This is a genomic window from Paraburkholderia sp. USG1, from assembly GCF_031570135.1.
Taxonomy (GTDB): domain Bacteria; phylum Pseudomonadota; class Gammaproteobacteria; order Burkholderiales; family Burkholderiaceae; genus Paraburkholderia; species Paraburkholderia dioscoreae.
Genome location: NZ_JAMWXW010000030.1, coordinates 24529 through 45760, shown reverse-complemented (window position 1 = coordinate 45760; position 21232 = coordinate 24529). Strand labels below are relative to the sequence as shown.

At 64.5% G+C, this 21232-nt stretch carries 17 protein-coding genes; 8 read left to right on the top strand and 9 right to left on the bottom strand.

Annotation, left to right across the window (positions count from 1 at the left end; genetic code table 11):
• The first annotated feature begins 28 nt into the window (after window positions 1-28).
• The 6 genes from NE850_RS30745 to NE850_RS30720 all read left to right on the top strand — a co-directional run bounded on the left by NE850_RS30745 (window position 29) and on the right by NE850_RS30720 (window position 5776).
• Window positions 29-982, top strand: coding sequence for an SDR family oxidoreductase (locus NE850_RS30745; RefSeq protein ID WP_007179593.1), 954 nt, complete (start codon window positions 29-31; stop codon window positions 980-982).
• Window positions 979-1680, top strand: coding sequence for an NAD(P)H-binding protein (locus NE850_RS30740; protein WP_310699812.1), 702 nt, complete (start codon window positions 979-981; stop codon window positions 1678-1680). The genes NE850_RS30745 and NE850_RS30740 overlap by 4 nt, the downstream gene beginning before the upstream one ends.
• Window positions 1681-1844: 164 nt before the next feature.
• Window positions 1845-3368: a sensor domain-containing diguanylate cyclase gene (locus tag NE850_RS30735; protein ID WP_007179591.1), complete on the top strand. Its 1524-nt coding sequence runs from the start codon at window positions 1845-1847 to the stop codon at window positions 3366-3368.
• 461 nt (window positions 3369-3829) lie between these two features.
• Window positions 3830-4075, top strand: a complete 246-nt coding sequence (locus NE850_RS30730; RefSeq protein ID WP_035517741.1) for a hypothetical protein — start codon at window positions 3830-3832, stop codon at window positions 4073-4075.
• Window positions 4072-4260 carry a hypothetical protein gene (locus NE850_RS30725; RefSeq protein ID WP_310699811.1) on the top strand — a complete coding sequence of 63 codons (189 nt, stop codon included), beginning with the start codon at window positions 4072-4074 and terminating at the stop codon, window positions 4258-4260. Before NE850_RS30730 ends, NE850_RS30725 begins: the two co-directional genes overlap by 4 nt.
• A 208-nt stretch (window positions 4261-4468) precedes the next feature.
• Window positions 4469-5776, top strand: a complete 1308-nt coding sequence (locus tag NE850_RS30720) for a solute carrier family 23 protein (RefSeq protein WP_165187311.1) — start codon at window positions 4469-4471, stop codon at window positions 5774-5776.
• A 116-nt stretch (window positions 5777-5892) separates the two neighbouring features.
• Here NE850_RS30720 and NE850_RS30715 read toward each other — a convergent pair whose 3' ends face one another.
• Window positions 5893-7548: a Na+/H+ antiporter gene (locus tag NE850_RS30715; protein WP_165184301.1), complete on the bottom strand. Its 1656-nt coding sequence runs from the start codon at window positions 7546-7548 to the stop codon at window positions 5893-5895.
• Window positions 7549-7932: 384 nt separating this feature from the next.
• Between NE850_RS30715 and NE850_RS30710 the strand changes: the two genes are divergently transcribed.
• The gene (locus tag NE850_RS30710; RefSeq protein WP_007179588.1) at window positions 7933-9210 is read left to right on the top strand and encodes an EAL domain-containing protein; all 1278 of its coding nucleotides are present in this window, start codon (window positions 7933-7935) and stop codon (window positions 9208-9210) included.
• Window positions 9211-9325: 115 nt separating this feature from the next.
• On the top strand, window positions 9326-10024 hold the full coding sequence (locus tag NE850_RS30705; RefSeq protein ID WP_165184303.1) for a copper homeostasis protein CutC: 699 nt from the start codon (window positions 9326-9328) through the stop codon (window positions 10022-10024).
• Between the two features lie 127 nt (window positions 10025-10151).
• On the opposite strand, the gene NE850_RS30700 is transcribed toward NE850_RS30705, so the two are convergent.
• The 8 genes from NE850_RS30700 to NE850_RS30665 all read right to left on the bottom strand — a co-directional run bounded on the left by NE850_RS30700 (window position 10152) and on the right by NE850_RS30665 (window position 21130).
• Window positions 10152-13739, bottom strand: coding sequence for an indolepyruvate ferredoxin oxidoreductase family protein (locus NE850_RS30700; protein ID WP_310699810.1), 3588 nt, complete (start codon window positions 13737-13739; stop codon window positions 10152-10154).
• A 232-nt stretch (window positions 13740-13971) separates the two neighbouring features.
• Window positions 13972-14943, bottom strand: a complete 972-nt coding sequence (locus tag NE850_RS30695; protein ID WP_007179585.1) for an ion channel — start codon at window positions 14941-14943, stop codon at window positions 13972-13974.
• Between the two features lie 283 nt (window positions 14944-15226).
• Window positions 15227-15472 (bottom strand): hypothetical protein, encoded by a 246-nt coding sequence (locus tag NE850_RS30690; RefSeq protein WP_007179584.1) that lies wholly within the window; start codon window positions 15470-15472, stop codon window positions 15227-15229.
• A gap of 78 nt (window positions 15473-15550) precedes the next feature.
• Entirely contained in the window at window positions 15551-15781 is a 231-nt protein-coding gene (locus NE850_RS30685) for a hypothetical protein (protein ID WP_007179583.1), read from the bottom strand.
• Between the two features lie 121 nt (window positions 15782-15902).
• A complete protein-coding gene (locus NE850_RS30680; RefSeq protein ID WP_007179582.1) occupies window positions 15903-16820 on the bottom strand; it encodes a carbohydrate kinase in 918 nt (305 codons plus the stop codon).
• Window positions 16817-18100, bottom strand: coding sequence for an AGE family epimerase/isomerase (locus NE850_RS30675; RefSeq protein WP_007179581.1), 1284 nt, complete (start codon window positions 18098-18100; stop codon window positions 16817-16819). The genes NE850_RS30680 and NE850_RS30675 overlap by 4 nt, the downstream gene beginning before the upstream one ends.
• On the bottom strand, window positions 18097-19083 hold the full coding sequence (locus NE850_RS30670) for a LacI family DNA-binding transcriptional regulator (protein WP_007179580.1): 987 nt from the start codon (window positions 19081-19083) through the stop codon (window positions 18097-18099). The genes NE850_RS30675 and NE850_RS30670 overlap by 4 nt, the downstream gene beginning before the upstream one ends.
• A gap of 196 nt (window positions 19084-19279) precedes the next feature.
• Window positions 19280-21130, bottom strand: coding sequence for a phosphodiesterase (locus NE850_RS30665; protein WP_007179578.1), 1851 nt, complete (start codon window positions 21128-21130; stop codon window positions 19280-19282).
• Window positions 21131-21232: the final 102 nt, after the last annotated feature.

Genomic DNA, 21232 nt, shown 5'->3' with positions numbered 1-21232 from the left:
TATCCAATGCAATCTAAGGAGCAACGATATGGCGAATTGGACCACGGCGGACATTCCGCGGCAGACCGGCCGCCTCGCGGTGATTACCGGCGCGACCGGCGGGCTGGGTTTCGAGACGGCGCTCGCGCTGGCCGGCGCGGGTGCAAACGTCGTGCTTACCGGGCGCAACGAGCAGAAAGCGCAAGCCGCGCTCGCGGCGATTCGCGGGCGATATCCCGCCGCGCAGATTAGCTACGCGCATCTCGATCTGGCGAGCCTCGCTTCGGTGCGCGGTTTTGCCGAGCAATTCGCCGAGGGGCACGCGGCACTCGATCTGCTGATCAACAATGCCGGCGTGATGATGCCGCCCACGCGGCAAACCACCGCGGACGGTTTCGAACTGCAATTCGGCACCAACTATCTCGGGCATTTCGCGCTGACTGAACGGCTGCTGCCACTCTTGCGCGCGGGGCGCGAGCCGCGCGTGGTCAATCTGAGCAGCCTCGCGCACAAGACCCGCGCGGCGATTCATTTCGACGACCTACAGTGGCAGCGCAGCTACAAGCCGTGGCCCGCCTACGCACAATCGAAGTTGGCCATGCTGATGTTCGCGCTCGAACTGCAACGCCGCAGCGACGCAAACGGCTGGGGTCTGCTGAGCAACGCCGCGCATCCCGGTTATGCGCGGACCGACCTGATCGCCAATGGCCCGGGTGCCGACACGGTCCTGCAAATGCTCAACCGCGTGACGTTCGAACCACTGGCGAGCCAGTCGGCTGCGGACGGCGCGTTGCCCACGCTGTTTGCCGCAACCGCGCCCGAGGCCAGGCCTGCCGGCTATTACGGTCCGAGCGGTTTCTTCGAGTTGAAAGGCCCGCCGGGCGACGCGCAGATCGCCCCCCATGCGCAGGACAAGGCGGTCGCTGCCCGTTTGTGGGCGGTATCCGAAGCACTGACTAACGCGCGCTGGCCGGGCGCGATCGTGGAGCATGCTACATCATGAAGGTTCTTATATTCGGCGCGACCGGCATGGTCGGACAGGGCGTATTGCGCGAATGCCTGCGCGCGCCCGATGTCGAGGCGGTCCAGACCGTCGGCCGCACTCGCAGCGGGCAGCTCGACCCACGGCTCACCGAAGTGATTCAGCAGGACCTGACCGACATTCGCGCGATCGAGCCATCGCTGAATGGTTTCGATGCGTGCTTCTTCTGCCTGGGTGTATCGTCGGCGGGCATGCAGGAGGCGGAGTATTCGCGCCTGACCTACGACCTGACGATGGCCGTGGCGCAGACGCTCGCCCGCCTCAATCCGCAGATGACCTTCGTCTATGTGTCCGGCTCGGGCACCGACGGCACGGAGCATGGTCGCAGCATGTGGGCACGCGTCAAGGGCCGCACCGAAAATGCATTGCGGCGGTTGCCGTTCAAGGGCGTCTATCTGTTCCGTCCGGGCGTGATCGAACCGCTGAACGGCGCGCGCTCGAAGACCCGTTCGTACCGGCTGTTCTACACGCTGGCGAAACCCTTCCTGCCGACGCTGCGTGCGCTCCTGCCGAACCAGATTCTGAGCACGGAAGACATCGGTCTCGCGATGCTGGCAGTCGCGCGCCAGGGCGCCGACAAAGCGGTGCTGGAGACCGCCGATATTCGCGCATTGAGCCGCTCTGCATCCAGACCCGTCCTCGGTCTGCACGCAGGCTGAAAGCGGGCGAAGCCATAAAAGTTTGCCCGCTGGACAAGGCTGCGCCTCGTCGATAATTCTGTGCATCACAGCGTCTGGTAGGCTACAGGTTCACGGTACGCGCCGACCTGGATGCGGCCCTCCTGTTCACGCGCGTTGGTCCGCGCATGCCCGAACGAAAATCCATGGTGACGCGCCGACCGAACATCGTGATTGCGATCAGTATCGTGCTAGCCAGCGCGATTCTCGCGATCGCCGTGTGGGTGCTGGCGCAGATGCGCGACGACGCATTGCGGCGTGCCCAGGACTCCGTATTCAACGTGTCGCTGCTGGTCGAACGCGACGTTTCACGTAATCTGGAAATCTACGACCTTTCGCTGCGTGCGGTGCTCGACGGGCTGAAGCAGCCGGGCGTGCTCGACCTGAAGCCGGCTATGCGCCAGATGGTGCTGTTCGACGGCTCGGCAAGCGCGAAAGACATGGGTTCGATCCTCGTGACCGACGAGGCCGGCAACATCAGGTTCGACTCACAGGCCACCCCGCCGCGCCAGGTGAATCTCGCCGACCGCGATTACTTCAAGGTTCAACGGGACTCGCCCAACGTCGGCCTGTTCATCAGCCACCCGTTCATGCCGAAGGTGGCCGGCAAAGACGTCAGCATCGCGCTGAGCCGGCGGATCACGCGGCCGGACGGCCGTTTCGGCGGCGTGGTGGTCGGCACCATGCGTCTTACCTATTTCCGCAGGCTGTTCGCCGGCATGCATCTCGGCGCCGGCGGCTCGATGGCGCTGATGCTGAGCGACGGCACGATGCTGATGCGGCGTCCGTACGATCCGAAAATTATCGGTATCAATCTGACCGGCACCGTCAATTACTCGCGCTTCACCCAGCAGCCGAGCGGCGACTTCTTCGGCACGGCGGCGATCGACGGCGTCGAGCGCTGGTATGCGTTCCGCCATATCGACATGTATCCGCTGATTCTCGACGTCGCGCTGTCCACGCGTGACATCTACGCGCAATGGCGGCATCGTGCATGGATCATCGGCTCGCTGATCGCCGCGCTCGACGCGACGATCATCGCGCTGGCCGTCCTGTTCTCGCAGCAACTGCGGCATCGCCGCGCGGCTGAAGAAGAATTGCGCGTGCTGGCGCGCACCGACGGGCTGACCGGACTCTTCAACCGCCGGACTTACGAGGAGCAGGCGGAAGAAGAGTGGCGCCGCGCGCGGCGCAACGCGTGGCCGCTATCCATACTGCTGATCGACGTGGACAGTTTCAAGGGTTTCAACGACCTGTACGGTCACTCGGCGGGCGACGAAGCGCTGATCGGCGTGGCGCGCTGCATTTCGCAGAGCGTGCGGCGCCCCGGCGACACGGCGGCGCGCTATGGCGGCGAAGAGTTTGCCGTGCTGCTGCCGGATACCGACGAAGCCGGCGCAACCCGCATCGCCGGGAAGATTTGCGCCGCGGTTGAGGCTCTGCAGCTTCGCCACGTGGCGAGTTCGCATCGCGTACTGACCGTGAGCATCGGAGTTGCAACCACGCGAGGCCAGGCATTCGCCACGAGCCGCGCGCTCGTGGATGCCGCCGACGAGGCCCTCTACGAAGCCAAAGATGCCGGCCGCAATTGCGTGCTGTGCTTCAGCGCGACGACCCGCGCAACCCGTGTGATGCGTGCGACGCTGGGCCGCAGCCGGGCCGGGCACTAAAGCGAACAACCCGATCTGACGCATTGAGCGGAAGTCATGTCCGCGCGCATGCAGGTATCCGCGTTTGCATGAACAACGGATCGTGCGGACGAAAAAAAACCGCTCACGCAGGGGGAGCGTGAGCGGAAAAGTCGGAGAGTTACAACATCGCATGCGCTTGCTCATGGGGATCAACGCAGCAAGCCAAGTTTAGGCTCTTGCCCCCGCTCGACATATCAGACGATTCCCAAAAAATTGGTGCGCGACTTGCGGTCCCATCGCTCTTCTGCGATCCGGCTTCACGCACTACGCGTGACTTACAACATCCTGTCCCGGTTTTTCCGAACATTTCGCGCATCAAGTCCCTGTGAAGGCCGCCGTGAATGGGGTGGGAGCGTCGCTGCGCAGCGGCAAGATCGCGAAATGTTTCGCGATGGCGCGGCGGCACGTGCGTCCCGGAGCGACTCGTGAAGGATGGTGAAATGAAGTGGTTCGACCGTATGCCTGTGTTCAGGAAACTGCAGCTCGCGTTTTTTGTCGTGATCGGTTTTTGCGGCGTGACTGCGCTGGGTATGCTGTCGTCGATGCACGACATTACCGACGCCATCTGCAATAAGCACATGAACGGCCTCTACTGGATGGAAGAGGCGAATCGCCACAAGATCGATTCCGATCCGGCCGTCGCGAATCTCGGCTACGCCGCCGACGACGCCGGCCGTCAAATTTGAAGGACAACATTGTCGGCTCGCTCAAGGAAATGCACGACGCCTACGACCCGTATCGCGCGACGATCGGGACGGGCAAGGGGCAGGAGGTGTTCGCCGACGTGCTGCGCAAGTCGGCGGTATGGGAAAGCATCCGTGCATCAGCAGATCGGTCTCGAACCGATTCCAGCCGGCATCGACAACCATGAACTGGTGCGCCGCGCGATTGCGTCGAGCGAGGCGCTGCGCGATCGCATCACGACGCTGACCGACTGTCGCCGCGCACCCACGCCGCGCATTTCCCCGAACTTGCCAGGCCCAATGGCACTCCGTACACTCGCGCGTAATTCATGGGCGGCGCCTGTTCCGGCGCGGTCCACCACCATAAATAACGCCGAACACAGGAGAACCCCCGCCATGGCCGATTCCTATTTTCCCCGCTGGCGCGCGCAGCCCGCGGCTGCCGAGGGCCGCATCGTCGGCACCGACGAGCGGCTCGCGTGGCCGCAGATGTTCGCGATGGGCGTGCAACACGTCGTCGCGATGTTCGGCTCGACGGTGCTCGCGCCGTTGCTGATGGGCTTCGATCCGAACCTGTGCATCTTCATGTCGGGCATCGGCACACTGCTGTTCTTCGTGCTGGTGGGCGGGCGCGTGCCGAGCTATCTCGGTTCGAGCTTCGCGTTCATCGGTCTCGTGATCGCGGTGACGGGATACGGCGGCCACGGTCCGAACCTCAACATTCCGGTGGCGCTGGGCGGGATCATCGCGTGCGGCGTGGTGTATGCGCTCATCGGCCTGATCGTGTCGGCGGTCGGCACGCAATGGATCGAAACGCTGATGCCGCCGGTCGTGACAGGCGCGATTGTCTGCGTGATCGGTTTGAATCTGGCGCCTATTGCCGTGCATGGCGTGAGCGGCAGCAACTTCGATTCGTGGATGGCGCTCGTCACCGTGCTGTGCGTTGGCGCAGTGGCGGTGTTCGCGCGCGGCATGCTGCAGCGTCTGCTGATTCTGGTCGGCCTGCTGATGGCATATGTGATCTACGCGATCGTCACGAACGGTCTCGGCATGGGTAAGCCGATCGATTTCGCGATCGTCGCGAACGCGGCCTGGTTCGGTATGCCGCACTTCACGGCACCGGTTTTCAACATGCAGGCCATGACCCTGCTCGCGCCGATCGCGGTGATTCTGGTGGCGGAAAACCTCGGTCACATCAAGGCGGTGAGCGCGATGACGGGCCAGAACCTGGACCGCTACGTCGGCCGCGCATTTCTCGGCGACGGATTCGCGACGATCGTTTCCGGCTTCGCCGGCGGCACCGGTGTTACGACGTATGCCGAGAACATCGGCGTGATGGCCGTCACCAAGATTTATTCGACGCTGGTTTTCGTGATCGCCGCACTGATCGCGCTGGTGCTGGGCTTTTCGCCGAAGTTCGGCGCGGTGATTCAGACCATTCCGGGACCGGTGCTGGGCGGCGTGTCGATCGTCGTGTTCGGGCTGATCGCCGTGACCGGCGCGCGGATCTGGGTCGTCAACAAGGTGGACTTCTCCGATAACCGGAATCTGATCGTGGCCGCGGTCACGCTCGTGCTCGGCGCCGGTGATTTTTCGCTGAAGCTCGGCGGCTTCGGTCTGGGCGGCATCGGCACCGCGACGTTCGGCGCGATCATTCTCTATGCGCTTCTGAGAAGGAAGCCGGTGCAAGGTCCGGTGGCCTGATTTTTTCTCTCCGGTATCAAGCGGTATCGGCGGGTTCGCCGGCGGCATGGGCTTCTTCTTCGTGATGTCTCATTCGAAGCGAGCACCGGCCGCCGGGACTGCAACCCGCCAGCGCGTCATTTCCTTCGCGCCGTCAGCGCAGTCTCCGACAGATCCACTTCGCGCATGAGCTTGTTCAACGTCTCGTCGTTGATCGCCTGGCTGCTGCGCAGCGCCAGCAGCGTCTTGCGCTCGGCTCGCATGGCCGCGAGCTTCATCCTGAACTCCAGCGCGTCGGCGCGGCGTGCCAGTTCGCGGGGTTCCTGCTCTTCGTCGAGCGTGGCAAGGCGGCGCCGATAGAGATCCATCACGCGCGCGGTGACATCGGCCGCGTACGCCGAGGCGGACTCGTCCAGATCCGCGCACTCGGTGTCGTGCACCTCGTCGACGGCGCGAATCGCGGCTTGCGCGGCCATCGTACGCGCGAGCAACTCCTCGGCGGCATGCGGATCCTTGACGCGCCGCCAGCCGCTCAGCAACAACGGCAACGCCACCACCGCCACCAGCAGCGAGAGCAGAATCACACCGGACGCAATGAAGATCGCCAGATCGCGGCCCGGCAACGGGACGCCGTCCGGCAACACCTCCGGCAACGAGAGCACGCCCGCGAGCGTCACGGCTCCGCGAACGCCGGCCACCGTCGTCACCGCGACCGTGCGCAAGCCCGGCACCGCATTCGCCATGCCCCGCTTGGTGGCGCCGCGGCTCGCGAACCAGCGCAGCAGCCACACCCACACGAAGCGCATCGCATAGAGGGCAGCAGCCACTGCCGCGATATAACCGATCAGCAGCCCGACCTGCGCGTTGCTCGTCTCGTGCGCGTCGAGCAACGCGCGGCCGAGAATGTGCGGAAACTGCAGCCCCAGCAGAATGAACACCATGCCGTTGAAGACGAACTCGATCATCGTCCACGTGCTGTTGGCGCGCACGCGCGACGACACCGGCCCGGCGTTCGCGAGGGTCGCGTAGTTCATCGTCATGCCGGCGGCGACCGCGGCCAGAATGCCCGACAACTCGAAGCGCTCGGCGATCAGATAGGCGGCGAACGGAATCAGCAGCGTCATCACGACACCGGGCGCCGGATCGCCGTCTTCAGTGAGATTCAGGAAGCGCGCCGACACGAAGCTGAACAGCCAGCTCACTGCCGCGCCTGTCGCGAGGCCGCCCACGGCGATGATCACGAAACTGATCGACGCGTCGCGCAACGAAAACACGCCGGTCAGCGCCGCGGCAATGGCGAACTTCAGCGCGACCAGTCCCGACGCGTCGTTCATCAACGCCTCGCCTTCCAGTATGTGCATGAGCCGCCCGGGAATCTTGCCCTTGCCGACTATGCCGGACAGCGCCACCGCATCGGTCGGCGACAGCACCGCGGCCAGCGCGAACGCCACCGGCAGCGAGATCGACGGCACCAGCGCATGCACGAAGTAGCCGACCACCAGCACCGTCACGAAAACCAGCCCGAGCGCGAGCATCAGGATCGAGCGGCGCGCCATGAAGAACTCGCGCTTGGGAATACGCCACCCGTCCGCGAACAGCAAAGGCGGAATGAACAGCACCATGAAAATTTCCGGATCGAAGGTGACATGCAGCCCGAGCTTCGGCCATGCGAGCAGCGCACCGATCGCGATCTGCACGAGCGGCAGCGGCAACGCGATGGGCAGGATGCGGGTGACGACGCCCGATGCGGCGACGGCGAGCAAAAGAATCAGTACGGTAAAGACAATATCCATCGGTTCTATTTCTGGCGATATAACGACTTTGCTTCGGCGGGCTTCAGTGAGCTTCGACGATGCGCCCGCGCGGCGCTGACGAAGTGTAAGGCAGAAGTTTAGCCCGACGACGCGTCGCGCCATCGCCGGCCCGGCATGTGGCGCCGATCCGTGGCGCATGACTGCCTCGAACGGACCGGCGCACCTTAACGGTGCGTGTCACGCCCACAGGCGGCGCATGCTCCCGTCCGCGGGCGCAGTCTTTCGTCTAAATTTCATTGGAATGTGTGTCAGCGTGCGCATGGAGCTTGCTTAAGGTATATCGATGACGCACATTTGAGAGACGGCGCCGAGGTTGTTCGCCTCCGCGTTCGGACCGGCCCGGCTCTCGCGTGAGAGGACTGCATGACGATTGCGCAACAGGAAAGGACGGCCGGCGCGCCGCATGGCTTCGATGTCGAGATGACGTCGGGGCTCGAACGTTTTACGGTGAAGCATGGCGAGCTCACGCTCAGTAGCGTGTTCCAGCCGATTTTCAGCCTCTCGCATATGCGGGCGGTCGGCTACGAGGGCTTGCTGCGCGCGCATGACGCGCTCGATCGGCCCGTGTCGCCGCTCGACGTATTCGGCGAGGCCGCGCGCCTCGGCGAAGTGCTACAGGTGGACAGGCTCGCGCAGACTTTGCATCTGGAGAATTTCAAGGTGCTCGGTGCCGAGCGCGAATGGTTGTTCCTGAACGTGCACCCGGCGGCGCTCACCGATCCGTATCTGGCGGCCGCGTTGCTGGCCACGCTGAAGCGGCTCGACCTGTCGCCGCGGCGCATCGTGCTCGAGGTGCTGGAGCATCGCGCGGAAGATCTGGAGCGTCTCGCCGACGCTGTGCGCCAGTTTCGCGAGCGCGGCTTCCTGATCGCGCTCGACGACTTCGGCGCGGGACACTCGAACGTCGAGCGGATCTGGCAATTGAATCCCGATATCGTGAAACTCGACCGCATCATGCTGTCGCACGCGGCGCACCGCGCAGACATGGCGACGATTCTGCCCGGCCTCGTCGCGCTGCTGCACGAAGCAGGCAAGCTCGTGCTGATCGAAGGCGTGGAAACGGAGCATGAAGCGCAGATGGCGCTCGCCTGCAACGCGGACTTCGTGCAAGGCTTTTTCTTCGGCCGCCCGAATCCGGGGGCGGCCGACGCGTTGCACGCGACCACCTGCATCAGCGAACTGACCGAGCGTTACCGCGACCAGACCGAAGCACGCGAGCGCCGCAATGCCAGCCGGCTCGCGCCGTACTTGCGGGCTTTCGAGCGGGCGGCGGAACGCCTCGCGGCCGGCGAACCGCTCGAAGAGGTGTGCTGGAATTTTCTCGCCCTCGACCATGCCGCACGCTGCTTCCTGCTCGATGCGAAGGGCAAGCAGGCGGGCCGCAACGTCGTGTTGCGCGCCGATCGTGCGGCGCATGAAACGCGCTTTCTGCCGTTGGCCGACGCGCAAGGAGCGAACTGGCTGCGTCGCCCATATTTTCGCGATGCGATCAATGCGCCGGAGCGTGTCCATGTGACGCGCCCTTATCTGTCCATCAACGAGGCTTTGCCGTGCGTCACGCTTTCGGTGGCGACGCGGGTCGGCGAGCAGACCTGCGTGCTGTGCGGCGATATCGACTGGGTGGACGAAGAGCGTTATTGAGTGTGCCGCCTGACTGTCGCTCTGCGACAGTCCCTTCGGGGTGACAAAAATACCTGGGGCGGTCCGGCGTATTTTTGGGGGATCATGTCGGTTTCAACGATCTTTAGCCGTGCTTATGTCCGTTCTTCTGGAAGTCATTGCCACGACCGTTGCCGACGTGCGCCTCGCCGCGCAAGCGGGCGCCAACCGTCTCGAACTCGTCACCGCGACGGGCGAGGGCGGCCTTACGCCAAGCCTCGGCCTGATCGAGGCGGCAGTGGCGGCGGTTGAAATTCCCGTGAACGTGATCGTGCGGCCGCATAGCCGCTCGTTCGTGTACGACGCCGACGACTACGCGGTGATGTTGCGGGACGTGCGGGCGGTCAAGGCAGCGGGCGCGAACGGTGTCGTGATCGGCATGCTGGACGCTGAAGGCGGAATCGACCGCGAAGGTCTCGCCCGCGCGATCGATGCGGCTGACGGACTGGCCGTCACCTTCCATCGCGCGTTCGACGAAGCGCGTGATCTGCGCGAATCGCTCGACGTGCTGCTCGGTTTCGACGCCGTGACGAACGTGTTGACCTCGGGTGGGCGACCGTCGGCACTGCACGCGAAAGCCACGATCCGTGAACTGGTGCGGCAAGCCTCCGGTTCGCATTTGACGGTGCTGGCCGGCGCCGGTTTGACGGTCGAGGCGATCACTGGTTTTGTGAGCAGCACGCAAGTCGAAGCGGTGCATTTCGGTTCGGGCGTTCGGGTGGACGATAACGGTCTCGCGCCGGTAGACGCCGACAAGGTCGCGAGGGTCAGAGCGCTGCTGGACGCGCAGGCGTGAGCGTCCCGACGCATCGCGCGGATAAATCATCGGGCAAAGAAAATGCCGCTTCGGGAGCGATCCCGAAGCGGCATGTATGCACGCATGTCCGCGTGCGACTAACCGCGCGGCTAGTCTTGCGATAACACTACTTCGCGACGACCAGCGGAATCCCGCGCAACTGTCCCGCGCCTTTCACCTCTTCCAGCGATTTGCGCACCGACTCACCCGTCGCCGCTTCGATCTGCAAGCGTGCGGCGAGATCGCGCTCGCCACGCTTCACACCCGCCAGATTCGCGAGCTTCACATGACCATAGCCGCGCACGCGGGCGTGCAGGTCCGCCAGCTTCGCCACTTCTTCGAGGTTGTCGGCGTCGAGCTTCGCGAGCGCACGCTGCAACGTGGTTTCGTAATCGCCGGCGAGTTCGCGCTCCATCTTGCGCTCCAGCGTGCGGCCGAACGGATCGAGCGGCGTGCCGCGCAGACCGCGGAATTTCGCCAGCGTGCCGAGCACCGGCCACATCCATTGACCGAAGGTTTTCTTGGCCGGATTCTTGCCGGGTTCCGGGCGCGTGAGCGTCGGCGGCGCGAGATTGAACTTGATGCCGAAGTCCTTGCCGGCCACGCCTTCGAATTGCGCTTCCAGTGCTTCACGGAATGCGGCGTCGGTATGCAGGCGCGCCACTTCGTATTCGTCCTTCACCGCGAGCAGGCGATAGAACGTGGTCGCCACCGCGCGCGTCACGCGCTCGCTGTTCGCATCCGCGGCGGTTTCCGCGCGGCGTGCCGCATCGACCAGCGCGCGATAGCGCTTCACGTAGCTCGCGCCGCCGTAAATCTGGAGACGCCCTTCGCGGTGCGCGATCAGTTCGTCGAGCGTATCGACGCGCACAGTCTGCTTCGCCTGATGCCGTGCTTGCCACAGCGATTCGAGCGCGGCCGGATCTTCGGCGGCGAGGCGGCCGATCGAAAACGCCAACTGGTTCATCGGCACCGCGACGTTGTTCAACTCGATCGCGCGCATCATCGCGCCGAACGATACCGGCACCAGACCGAGTTGCCAGGCATAACCGAGCATCAGAATGTTCGCACCGATGGTGTCGCCGAGAAAGCGCGTGGCGAGCGCCTGCGCGTCGCACGTCGACATGCGCTCCGCGCCGGCCGCGTGACGCATCTTGTCGAGCAGCGCGTCGGCGTGCAGTGTCGCGTCCGGATTCGTCACGAACGTCGCGTTCGGAATCGCGTGCGTGTTCACGACAATGCGCGTGCGGCCATGACGCACCGTTTGCAGCGCGTCGGCGCTTGCGCCGACCACCATATCGCAGGCGAGCAGCACGTCGGCCTGTTGCGTGTCGATACGCACCTGGTTGAGCCACTCGTCGCGCGCGGCAAAACGCACGAACGACAGCACCGAGCCGCCCTTTTGCGCGAAGCCCATGAAGTCGAGCACCGACGCGCTCTTGCCTTCCAGATGTGCCGCCATGCTGATCAACGCGCCGACCGTCACGACGCCCGTACCGCCAACGCCCGTCACCAGAATGTCGTACGGCGCGGCGTCGAGATGCGTGGCGGGAATCGGCAGCGCATCGACGCGCGCGGCAAGTGCGGCCGGATCGAACGCGGCGCCCGCGGCTTTCTTCAGCTTGCCGCCTTCCACCGTGACGAAGCTCGGGCAGAAGCCGTTCACGCACGAGTAGTCTTTGTTGCACGACGATTGATCGATGCGGCGCTTGCGGCCCAATGCGGTTTCGACCGGTTCCACCGAGAGGCAATTCGACTGCACGCCGCAATCGCCGCAGCCTTCGCAAACCTCTTCGTTGATGAAAAGACGCTTGTCCGGATCGGGGAATTCGCCTTTTTTCCGGCGCCGGCGTTTTTCCGCCGCGCAGGTTTGGTCGTAGATCAGCACGGTCACGCCGTCGGTGTCGCGCAATTGGCGCTGCACGGCATCCATTTCACTGCGATGGTGAAACGTGGTGCCCTTCGGAAAGAGGTCGTGATGGCCGTCGTACTTTTCCGGCTCGTCGCTGACCACGACGAAGCGCGACACCCCTTCGGCTTCCACCTGACGCGCGATCTGCGGCACCGAGATGCTGCCGTCCACCGGCTGGCCGCCCGTCATCGCGACGGCGTCGTTATAGAGAATCTTGTACGTGATGGTGGCTTTCGCGGCGACCGCCTGGCGGATCGCCAGAATGCCGGAATGGAAGTACGTGCCGTCGCCGAGATTCTGGAACACGTGGCGCGTTTTCGTGAACATGGAATGCGACGCCCAGTCCACGCCTTCACCGCCCATCTGGATGAGACCGGTCGTGTCGCGCTCCATCCACGACGCCATGAAGTGACAGCCGATCCCCGCATGCGCGATCGACCCTTCCGGCACTTTGGTGGACGTATTGTGCGGACAACCCGAGCAGAAGTACGGCGTGCGCTTCACGCTGTCCGCCGCGTTGGAGAGAATTTGCGGCGCGACCAGATCGACCACGCGTTCGCGGCGATCGAGCGCGGGCTTGTGCTTCGCGAGCCAGTTGGCGAACACCGGCAGAATGCGCGACGGCCGCAATTCACCGAGCGAGGACAGCAGTAGCGTGCCGTCTTCGGCATTCTTACCGACGACGATCGGCCGCGTGCCTTGCGTGCGGTTGTACAGATAGTCCTTGATCTGCTGTTCGATGACCGGGCCTTTCTCCTCGATCACCAGCACTTCGGACAGGCCGGAGACGAACGCGTCGATACGCGTCATTTCCAGCGGAAACGACAGGCCGACCTTGTAGATGCGCACACCGGCCGCCTCCAGATCGGCGACCGTCAGATCGAGGCGGCGCAGCGTTTCCATCAGGTCCAGATGCGCCTTGCCGCAGGTCACGATCCCCACGTTCGCATGCGGGCTCGGCGCGATCCATTTGTCGATGCTGTTCACGCGCGCGAAGTGGCGCACCGCGTCGAGCTTGGCATGCATGCGCGACTCGATCGTCAGGCTCGGCAGATCCGGCCAGCGATTGTGCAGGCCGCCGGCCGGCGCTTCGAAATCCTGCGGCGCGGCCCAGTCGGTGCGCAGCGCGTCGAGATCGACGGTCGAGCCCGACTCGACCGTTTCGGAGATCGCCTTGTAGCCGACCCACGCGCCGGAGAAGCGCGACAGCGCCCAGCCGTACAAACCGAATTCGAGCATGTCGGCGATGTTCGATGGATTGACGACCGGCATATGCCAGGCCATCAACGCGAAGTCGCTCTGATGCGGCATGGACGACGACACGCAGCCGTGGTCGTCGCCCGCCACCACCAGCACGCCGCCATGCGGCGACGAGCCGTAGGCGTTGCCGTGCTTGAGCGCGTCGCCGGCGCGGTCCACGCCCGGGCCTTTGCCGTACCACATCGCGAACACGCCTTCGACGGTGCGCTCCGGGTCCGATTCCACGCGCTGCGTGCCGAGTACGGCGGTGCCGCCGAGTTCTTCGTTGATGGCGGGCAAGAAGCGGATATCACTCGCCGTGAGCAGTTTCTTCGCCTTCCACAATTGCTGATCGACCATGCCGAGCGGCGAGCCGCGATAACCGCTGATGAAACCGGCGGTATTCATTCCGCGTGCCTTATCGGCGGCGCGCTGCATGAGCACGAGGCGCACCAGCGCCTGCGTGCCGGTCAGGAAGATGCGGCCGCGCGTCGCGGTGAGGTTGTCGGACAGCTTGTAATCGGCGAGTGCGGGCGTGCCGTCGATGGGCAGGCGAGCGGTCATGGGTGAGTCTCCAATATTTGCATCCGCGCGCGGTGGTGGGGACTACAAACGTCACGCAGCGAAAGAGACTCTATTTTTTAGCGCCGATTGGAGTGGATTTTTTCTACTTCGACCCGCCGTTCACGAATAGGCGAGAAGAGCCGCACGTTTTAACGGAGTTTTGAGATAGATCTGCCGCGCCGTGGCCGTGTTGGGGTATGCCCTGGTGCGTTTCGAGCGCGTCTCGAACGTCTTATTGCGCCGGGGCCGTTGCTCTCGCTGCGGCGATCGGCGCCTCGTCGAGCGGCACGATCTCGTCGAAATGCGAGTAGTCGATATGGCTCACGCCGTCCTGCTCGCTCATGATGTCGACGAAACGGTAATGCCAGCGGATCTGATCGCACGACCACAAGTGGCGCGCCTGCATGGTTTGCGCGGTCGACTCGTCGACGCCTTCCAGCGTGAGAATCAGCGAAGTGTCGCGTTGCTTGAGCGTTTCGGCGGTTTCGCCGAACAGCGGGCTGCTTTCGTCGACGATATGCATGACCGTCCAGCCCAGCTTGAACACCGGGTGCTGATCGCGCACCAGCGTCAGATCATAGAGTTTGCGCAGCGTATAACCTTCGGCCGTGGTTTCCTGGCGCAGAAGGCGCAGCCTTGCGTGGGCTTCAGCGATCACGTTCTGACGCGCGTTGGCCGAGCGCACCATGAGCGTCATGCGGCCGTCGAGCGGCCGGATCACCGCGTGGCGGGCGAACATGATCTTGGCGTGCGGGCGGGAAAAGCGCGCGAAGATCAGGCCGGTCGCCAACGCAATGCCGGACATGCCGACGAAAATTTCCAGCGTGGCGATCCAGTGCGCGTAGACGGTTTGCGGATGCATGTCGCCGTATCCGACCGTCGCGAGCGTTTCGACGCTAAAGAAAAATGCGCCGCCGAAACCGGCGGGAAACTGATTGGCGATCGGCGCGTTGCCCAGCATGTAGAGTGCGGCGAAGGTGGTGTTGAGCAGCAGGAACAGAACCGCGAGCGAGACGAAAAACGTCGGCCAGCGAACCGCGAGCGCGCGGTGATAGAGATCCTGCCAGAGCGGTGTCGGCATGCCGTGGGCGATGATCACGCGATCGTCCAGGCGCAGTTCACGGCTGCCGCGCGGGCGGCGCGTCGGCGCGCGTGCTTCGCCGTTGCCGAAGGCGGAAGGACGGTCCGTTGGTTCTGTAGCCATCGCTGGTTCGTGGAAATGAAAACGGCCAAAGCGTAGCATGCCGCCTGGTTTGCGAAAGGTGATTTTCGGCGGGTGCGCGGGCGCATCGCGGATGTGGCTGGAAGCGCTGCTGCGGTGTGCTGTCGTGCTCACCTCCGGCCTTCTAACACCGTGTGCGCGGATCGCCGGCGCACCGACTGTGCCCGCCACGAACGGCGCTTCGTTCAGGCATGCCGACACGGCGTCATCGCGCTCGGCACCGTGCGCTCACGCAACCACGCCACGGCATACGCGCGCTTCGGCTTTACGGAAAGGCGCGCGGCCTGGGAATACCCGCACCGTGTTCGATATCGTCGACGGCCTGCTGGTGGGCCGCCGCGACCGCTTCGGTCTCGGCACCGTAGCCGTTGTCGCCGCCTACCGTCGTCCACGGTTTGACGGCCTTTTCGCGATGGCGGATTTCGTATTCCGCATCCCAGCGTGCGCCGTTGAGTTCGAGCGGGCGGACGTGAATCGAATACACGCCGTAGAGGAAGAGTTGTTCAGCCATGACCGCCTCCGGCCAGTAGATCCAGGGTGGCGCAACGCGAACGCACATGCAAACACGAAGGGCGCGGCGCCGGTCTGCCTAGAGTTCGATTTCCCCGAGGATGCGATGAGCGAGCGCCTTGGCTTCTTCGAGGGCTTCCTCCGGCGTCGACGAAGTGGCTTCGACTTCGTAGACCGTGGTTTCCTGATCGGCGGTTTCGTCGCCTTCGTCGCGCGAGAGGGTGACCACGCCCTGCCAGGTGTCTTCTTCTATTTCTCTTGTCGAGGCAATGGCCGTGTAGATGCCTTTGGTGTAGGTGATGTCGTCCATGGCGTCTCTCCGTCTTCCAAAGGTTTCGGTTTTTTCATCCTAGCACGATGATGAAGGTTCGGTTCTCCGCGCTGGCGGCGCTCCCTGCCGGTGACAATGCGCGCCGCGCAAGGCAACAGGATTACAGCAACGCGACGACTTCATCGAGCGACGGCGCGTGCGCGCCGGCATGGCGGCACGCGGCCGCACCGGCGGCCAGCGCGAACGCGAGGTGTTCGGGCCACGCCCGTTGCGGGGCGGTCATCAGGCTGAACAGCAGGCCGCCGATCGACGCGTCGCCCGCGCCGACCGTGTCGACGACCTCGACGCGCGGCGGCCGGGCCTCGATCACCACGGCGCCGTCGATCAACACGGCGGTCTCCGGTCCGCGTGTCACCAGCACGGTAGCGGCAGGATTCATGGCCCGCAGTTGTGCAAGGGCGTGGGCTTCGTCGTCGGTCTTGAAGAGCAGGCGCAGGTCTTCGTCCGATACCTTGATCAGATCCGCGAGCGCGGCCATTTTCCGCAACGTGGGTTCGTAGCCGTGCTCCATCAGGTTCCGGTAGTTCGGATCGAAACTGATTTTCACGCCTTGTGAGCGCAACTGGGCCGCGAGCGCTGCGAGCGTGTTGCCGAGCGGTTGCCGCACGAGGCTGATGCAGCCGAAGTGCGCCCACTTCACGTGGTTCGCCCAGCCCCCCGGCAGGCGCGCCGGATCGAAGGCCAGATCGGCGCTGTTTTCGCCCATGAAGAAATACGCGGGCGGATGGGTCTGATGCACGATCGCGAGCAAGGGCGGGCGTTCCACGCGCTGCATGAAGCGCATGTCGAGCCCGGCGGCGACGCTCGCGTTCCACAGTTCATCGGAGAAATTGTCGACGCCCAGCGAGCCGGCGCACGCCGTGGGCAGGCCGAGCCGCGCCACGCAGCGCGCCACGTTCCAGCCGGCGCCGCCGGGACGCGAGAGCCATTGCGAAGGGCCGGTGCGTACGAGATCGGTGAGGATGTCGCCGGCTGAGACGAAGAAAGGGAATTCGCTGTTCGCGCTGGGGTTGCTCATTTTGTCTGCTCCGCGGATTCGGATGCGGCGGCCGCGCCATCGGGCAGCGCGTGGGCCAGAACCTCGTAGCACGCGCCCATGGTGTGATAGTCGGTCTTGCCGGCCGGACTTTTTTCGTCGCTGTACTTGCGGTTGTCGCACGTGAGTATGCGATACCACGCGCCATACTTGTGATCGACGAAATGCGCCCAGCTATAGCGCCAGATCTCGTCGTACCAGTCCCAGAAGCGTTCGTTGCCGGTGCGCTTGCCGAGCAGCGCGGCCGTCGCGAAGGTCTCCGCCTGGACCCAGAAATACTTGTCGTGATCGCACACGGTGCCGTCGGGGCCGAAGCCGTAATAGAGGCCGCCGTGGTCTTCGTCCCACGCGTGCGTCATGGCGGCGTCGAACAGTTCGATGGCGCGCGGCAACAGCCACGGCAACGGACGGTAGCGCTCCAGGATCAGCAGCAGTTTCGCCCATTCGGTCTGATGCCCCGGCTGGAAACCCCACGGGCGGAAAATGTTCGAACTGTCTTCCTCGTTGTAGTGCCAGTCGACCGACCAGTCTGAATGAAAGTGCTCCCACACCAGACCCTGCGACAACTTCGCCTGACGCAGTGTGATATTCGACGCCACCCGTTCGGCGCGATCCAGATAAACGAGATGGCCAGTCGCTTCATGCGCGGCGAGCAGCGCCTCGGTGGTGTGCATGTTCGCGTTCTGCCCGCGGTACGAACTGACTCGCCATTCGGGCGATGCTTCGTCGGCATAGAGGCCCGCGGCGGCGTCCCAGAAGCGGTGCTCCATCAGTTCGAAGGTCGCGCCGATCATGGGCTTCGCTTCCTCGATGCCGGCCATCGCCGCATGCGAATAGGCGAGCAGGACGAACGCGAGGCCGTAGCAGTGGCGCGTCGCATCGAGCGTGCGCTTTTTGCCGTCATGCCATTCGAGTTCCCAGTCATAGCCTTCGTGCTGGGCGTCCCAATGCGCGTCGCGCAGGAACCGCAAACCGTGGCGCGCGTATTCGAGATGCTGCGGGTCGCCGAACTGGCGGTACGCCATCGCGTAGTTGAAGACGTAGCGGCAACTGCTCACCAGATGCCGCGTGGTCTTGTCGTAGACCGAACCGTCGTCGCGGAAGAAATGGAAAAAGCCGCCGCTCGGATCGAGCACGGTCGGCGCGTAAAAGCGCAGCGTGTCCTGCACATGCGAGAGCAGAAAGCCGCGTTCGCGAAAGCTTTCGACGGGCGGCACCGCGGCGGTGCCGTTAGTGGGGTGAAGCGGATCGGATTGCGTCATGGCGTTTTCACCAAAGTACTGGCACGGGCAATGAGATGGACGGGCAGGCGGACTTCCAGTTCGGCGGGTGCGTCTTCGAGCAGGAGCTCGACGCCGCGCCGGCCGAGCGCTTCCTTGTCCACCGAGATGGTGGACAGCGGCGGCGTGGCATGCGCGGCGGCGGGAATGTCGTCGAAACCGATGATGGCGATGTCCTCGGGCACGCGCAGACCACGCGCGAGGCACGCGCGCAGCGCGGCGAGCGCGGCGGCGTCGTTGTAGGCAAACACGGCGTCGGGGCGCGGGCCCGGCGCGTCGAGCAGTTGATGCATCGCGCGCGCGGCGCCGCTGTCGGGGTCGAGGCCTGCGTCGATGGTCACTTCCAGCGACGGGTCGAACAGCAGCCCGGCTTCGAAAAACGCGCGGCGGTAGCCGAGCGCCCGCTGCGCAATGCTGAAGTGCGCAAGCGAGCCGCCGATGAACGCGACGCGCTTGCGCTGCTGTTCGAACAGATGCCGCATGGCGAGCGTGGCGCCCGCGGCGTTGTCGAGATTCACCGAGCGCAGGCCGGGCGCCCACAGGTCGATCAGCACGAGCGGGCGCTGCATTGCTGCCAGCGTGGCCAGCGTTTCCGGTTCGACGAAACCGGCAATCGCCACCGCATCCGGCGCATGCAGGCGCATCTGCTGGATCACGTCCTCGGTCGGGCCGGCGGTCAGCACGGACGGTACGATGCCGCGCTCGCGGCAGGCGTCTTCCACGCCGTGCAGCACGTGCGAAAAGAACGGGCTCACAGCGAAATTGTTGTGCTGACGGTGCAGCAGAAAGGTGAGACGGCGGATGCGCGGGCGCAATTGCGCGGCGTCATAGCCGAGCTTGCGCGCCGCCTCGACGACGCGCTCGCGGGTGGCCTCGGAGAGGCCCGGCTGGTTCTTCAATGCGCGTGAGACGGTGCCGATCGACACGCTGGCCGCGCGGGCGACGTCGCGGATAGTTGTGGCCATCGAATCAGGCGGACGCGCATGGGCGACCGCACGGTGTTTGGGTTCGGGCGATTGTATAGTAAAACTGTGCTAAAACAGCCCGAACAACCGTCGATCGATACCCGTAAATACCCGTACGATATGGTCTTGGCCCGAAATTTTATGTTTAGTAAAATAAACTAAACAACCTCCTGAACCGCCTCCGTGAGCCGCATGGTTACTCTAGCGAGGCATGAGCGGCTTCGGCTTGTCCGCGCAGTAACGCCACGCTCTCGTCCGCGTCGATCAGCACGAAACCGCTCGCCTCGTGTTTCGCGCGCCGCTTGGCCAGTGCCGCAACGGAGGCGATTTCCTCGCTGGTATAGAGCGACGGTCCCTCGCCGGGCTCGACGTGCACGCAGCCGATCGCCATCGTCACGAAACCGAAGAAGGTCGGATTGCCGCGCCGGTCCTCGCCGTGAATGCCGCCGGCGAGCCGGTCGGTCGGCGCGTAAAAGCGCTGTGCGCCCTCGTTGAACACGTGGATCGCGCGCAGCACGCGTTCGCGCCAGTCCTCGCTCTGGAACAGAATCAGGAAGTCGTCGCCGCCCACGTGCCCAAGGAAGTCGCGGGTTGGGTCGCACACGTCGGCGAGCACGAGGGCGGCGAATTTCAATACCTCGTCGCCTTGCCAGTAGCCGTATTGATCGTTGAACGGCTTGAAGTGATTCAGGTCCACGTAGCACGCGTAGAAGCCGGCGTCGTTGCCGAGCAGGCGGGCAATGTGCGAACTGATCGGAATATTGCCCGGCAGGAAAGTCAGCGGATTCGCGTAGCGCGCCGCTTCGATGCGCACCTCGGTCACCGCGCGCACGAGGTTCTCGCCGGTGCCGAGGCCGGCGTATTTGCCGTTGTCGGTAATGACGAAGCCGTCGGCAAGATAGCGCTGGTCGTCGCTCGCGAGAAGCTTGGCCATTTGCTCGACTGTCATGGATTTTTCGATGACGACCGGCGACGCATTGGCGAACAGCAGGCAAGGACGCTTGCCGAACAGTTCCCGGTGATACGGCAGCGCGTAGCGGTCCATGAAGCTGCGGCGGTTGATCAGCGCGACCGGCTCGTCGTGCTCGACCACCGCGACCGCGTGCAGGTCGGGCAGACGGTTGAACAGTTCGAGCACGTCGTTGTTGGTGGCCTGGCGCGGCAACGCGGGCGCGTGCACCAGCATTTTCGCGGACGCCATACCGCCCGAAGGCGACGCGCTGCTCACCGTGCGCGTGGTTTCGGGAAACACGGCGATGTGGCCGGCGCGCAGCGCGTCGCGGGCGTCGTCGGTCACCTTGCGGGCCGGCTGCGCGTGCGGACGGCCGAAGAAAAACCCCTGCCCGCAGCCGATCCCCATGTCGCGCACCACGATCAGGTCCGCTTCGTTTTCGATGCCTTCGGCCACGAGCCGCGCACCGCTCGCGCTCGCGAAGTGCTGCATGGCGCGCACCGCTTCGAACTTGAGCGGGTCGCAGGCAATGTCGTGAATGAAGAAGCGGTCGATCTTCACGACGTCCGGTTGCAGCCGCACCCACAAGTTCATGCTGGCGTTCGCGGTGCCGTAATCGTCGAGCGCGAATTGTGCGCCGTCACTGCGCAGCGCCGCGATCACGGGCAGGAAACTGCTCACATCCGGAATCGTGCTTTGCTCCGTCAGTTCGATAACGAGCCGCTGCGGATCGACGCCGTGATGACGCAGGAGAGCATGCGTTTCGTCGCGCGCCTCGGCCAGTTGGCGGAGCGCGCCCGCGCTGAAATTCAGGAACAGCTTGCCGTCGAACTCGAGCCGCGCGAACGCTTCGATGCAGGTGCGCGCGGCGGCGCGTTCGAGTGCGATGCCGCAGCCTTCGGCGAGCGCTTGCGAAAACAGGGCGAACGGCGCCTCGAGCGGCGTGCCGGCCGGCCCGCGAATCAGACCTTCGTAGCCGAGGATCGCGCCGTCTTCGAAATCGATGATCGGCTGGAAAACGGCGGACAGATCGCGCCGGGCTATCAGTTCCTCGATGCGCGGCGCGGCGGATCGGGAGGGCGGGCTAGGTTGCATGGCAGGTGGGGTAGCGATCGACCTTTGGCTTATCGGCCGGACCCGCAGGTAATTAAGTGAACTTTTAGTGACTCGCCGCACCGGGACGGTGCGGTTGGATTT

Coding starts and splice junctions, on each gene's coding strand:
- NE850_RS30715 (WP_165184301.1), bottom strand. CDS start 7,548: ATGGATATTGTCTTTACCGTACTGATTCTTTTGCTCGCCGTCGCCGCA.
- NE850_RS30700 (WP_310699810.1), bottom strand. CDS start 13,739: ATGACCGCTCGCCTGCCCATCGACGGCACGCCCGCACTCGCCGATTAC.
- NE850_RS30680 (WP_007179582.1), bottom strand. CDS start 16,820: ATGAGCAACCCCAGCGCGAACAGCGAATTCCCTTTCTTCGTCTCAGCC.
- NE850_RS30670 (WP_007179580.1), bottom strand. CDS start 19,083: ATGGCCACAACTATCCGCGACGTCGCCCGCGCGGCCAGCGTGTCGATC.
- NE850_RS30675 (WP_007179581.1), bottom strand. CDS start 18,100: ATGACGCAATCCGATCCGCTTCACCCCACTAACGGCACCGCCGCGGTG.
- NE850_RS30685 (WP_007179583.1), bottom strand. CDS start 15,781: ATGGACGACATCACCTACACCAAAGGCATCTACACGGCCATTGCCTCG.
- NE850_RS30735 (WP_007179591.1), top strand. CDS start 1,845: ATGGTGACGCGCCGACCGAACATCGTGATTGCGATCAGTATCGTGCTA.
- NE850_RS30740 (WP_310699812.1), top strand. CDS start 979: ATGAAGGTTCTTATATTCGGCGCGACCGGCATGGTCGGACAGGGCGTA.
- NE850_RS30745 (WP_007179593.1), top strand. CDS start 29: ATGGCGAATTGGACCACGGCGGACATTCCGCGGCAGACCGGCCGCCTC.
- NE850_RS30695 (WP_007179585.1), bottom strand. CDS start 14,943: ATGGCTACAGAACCAACGGACCGTCCTTCCGCCTTCGGCAACGGCGAA.
- NE850_RS30665 (WP_007179578.1), bottom strand. CDS start 21,130: ATGCAACCTAGCCCGCCCTCCCGATCCGCCGCGCCGCGCATCGAGGAA.
- NE850_RS30710 (WP_007179588.1), top strand. CDS start 7,933: ATGACGATTGCGCAACAGGAAAGGACGGCCGGCGCGCCGCATGGCTTC.
- NE850_RS30730 (WP_035517741.1), top strand. CDS start 3,830: ATGAAGTGGTTCGACCGTATGCCTGTGTTCAGGAAACTGCAGCTCGCG.
- NE850_RS30720 (WP_165187311.1), top strand. CDS start 4,469: ATGGCCGATTCCTATTTTCCCCGCTGGCGCGCGCAGCCCGCGGCTGCC.
- NE850_RS30690 (WP_007179584.1), bottom strand. CDS start 15,472: ATGGCTGAACAACTCTTCCTCTACGGCGTGTATTCGATTCACGTCCGC.
- NE850_RS30705 (WP_165184303.1), top strand. CDS start 9,326: ATGTCCGTTCTTCTGGAAGTCATTGCCACGACCGTTGCCGACGTGCGC.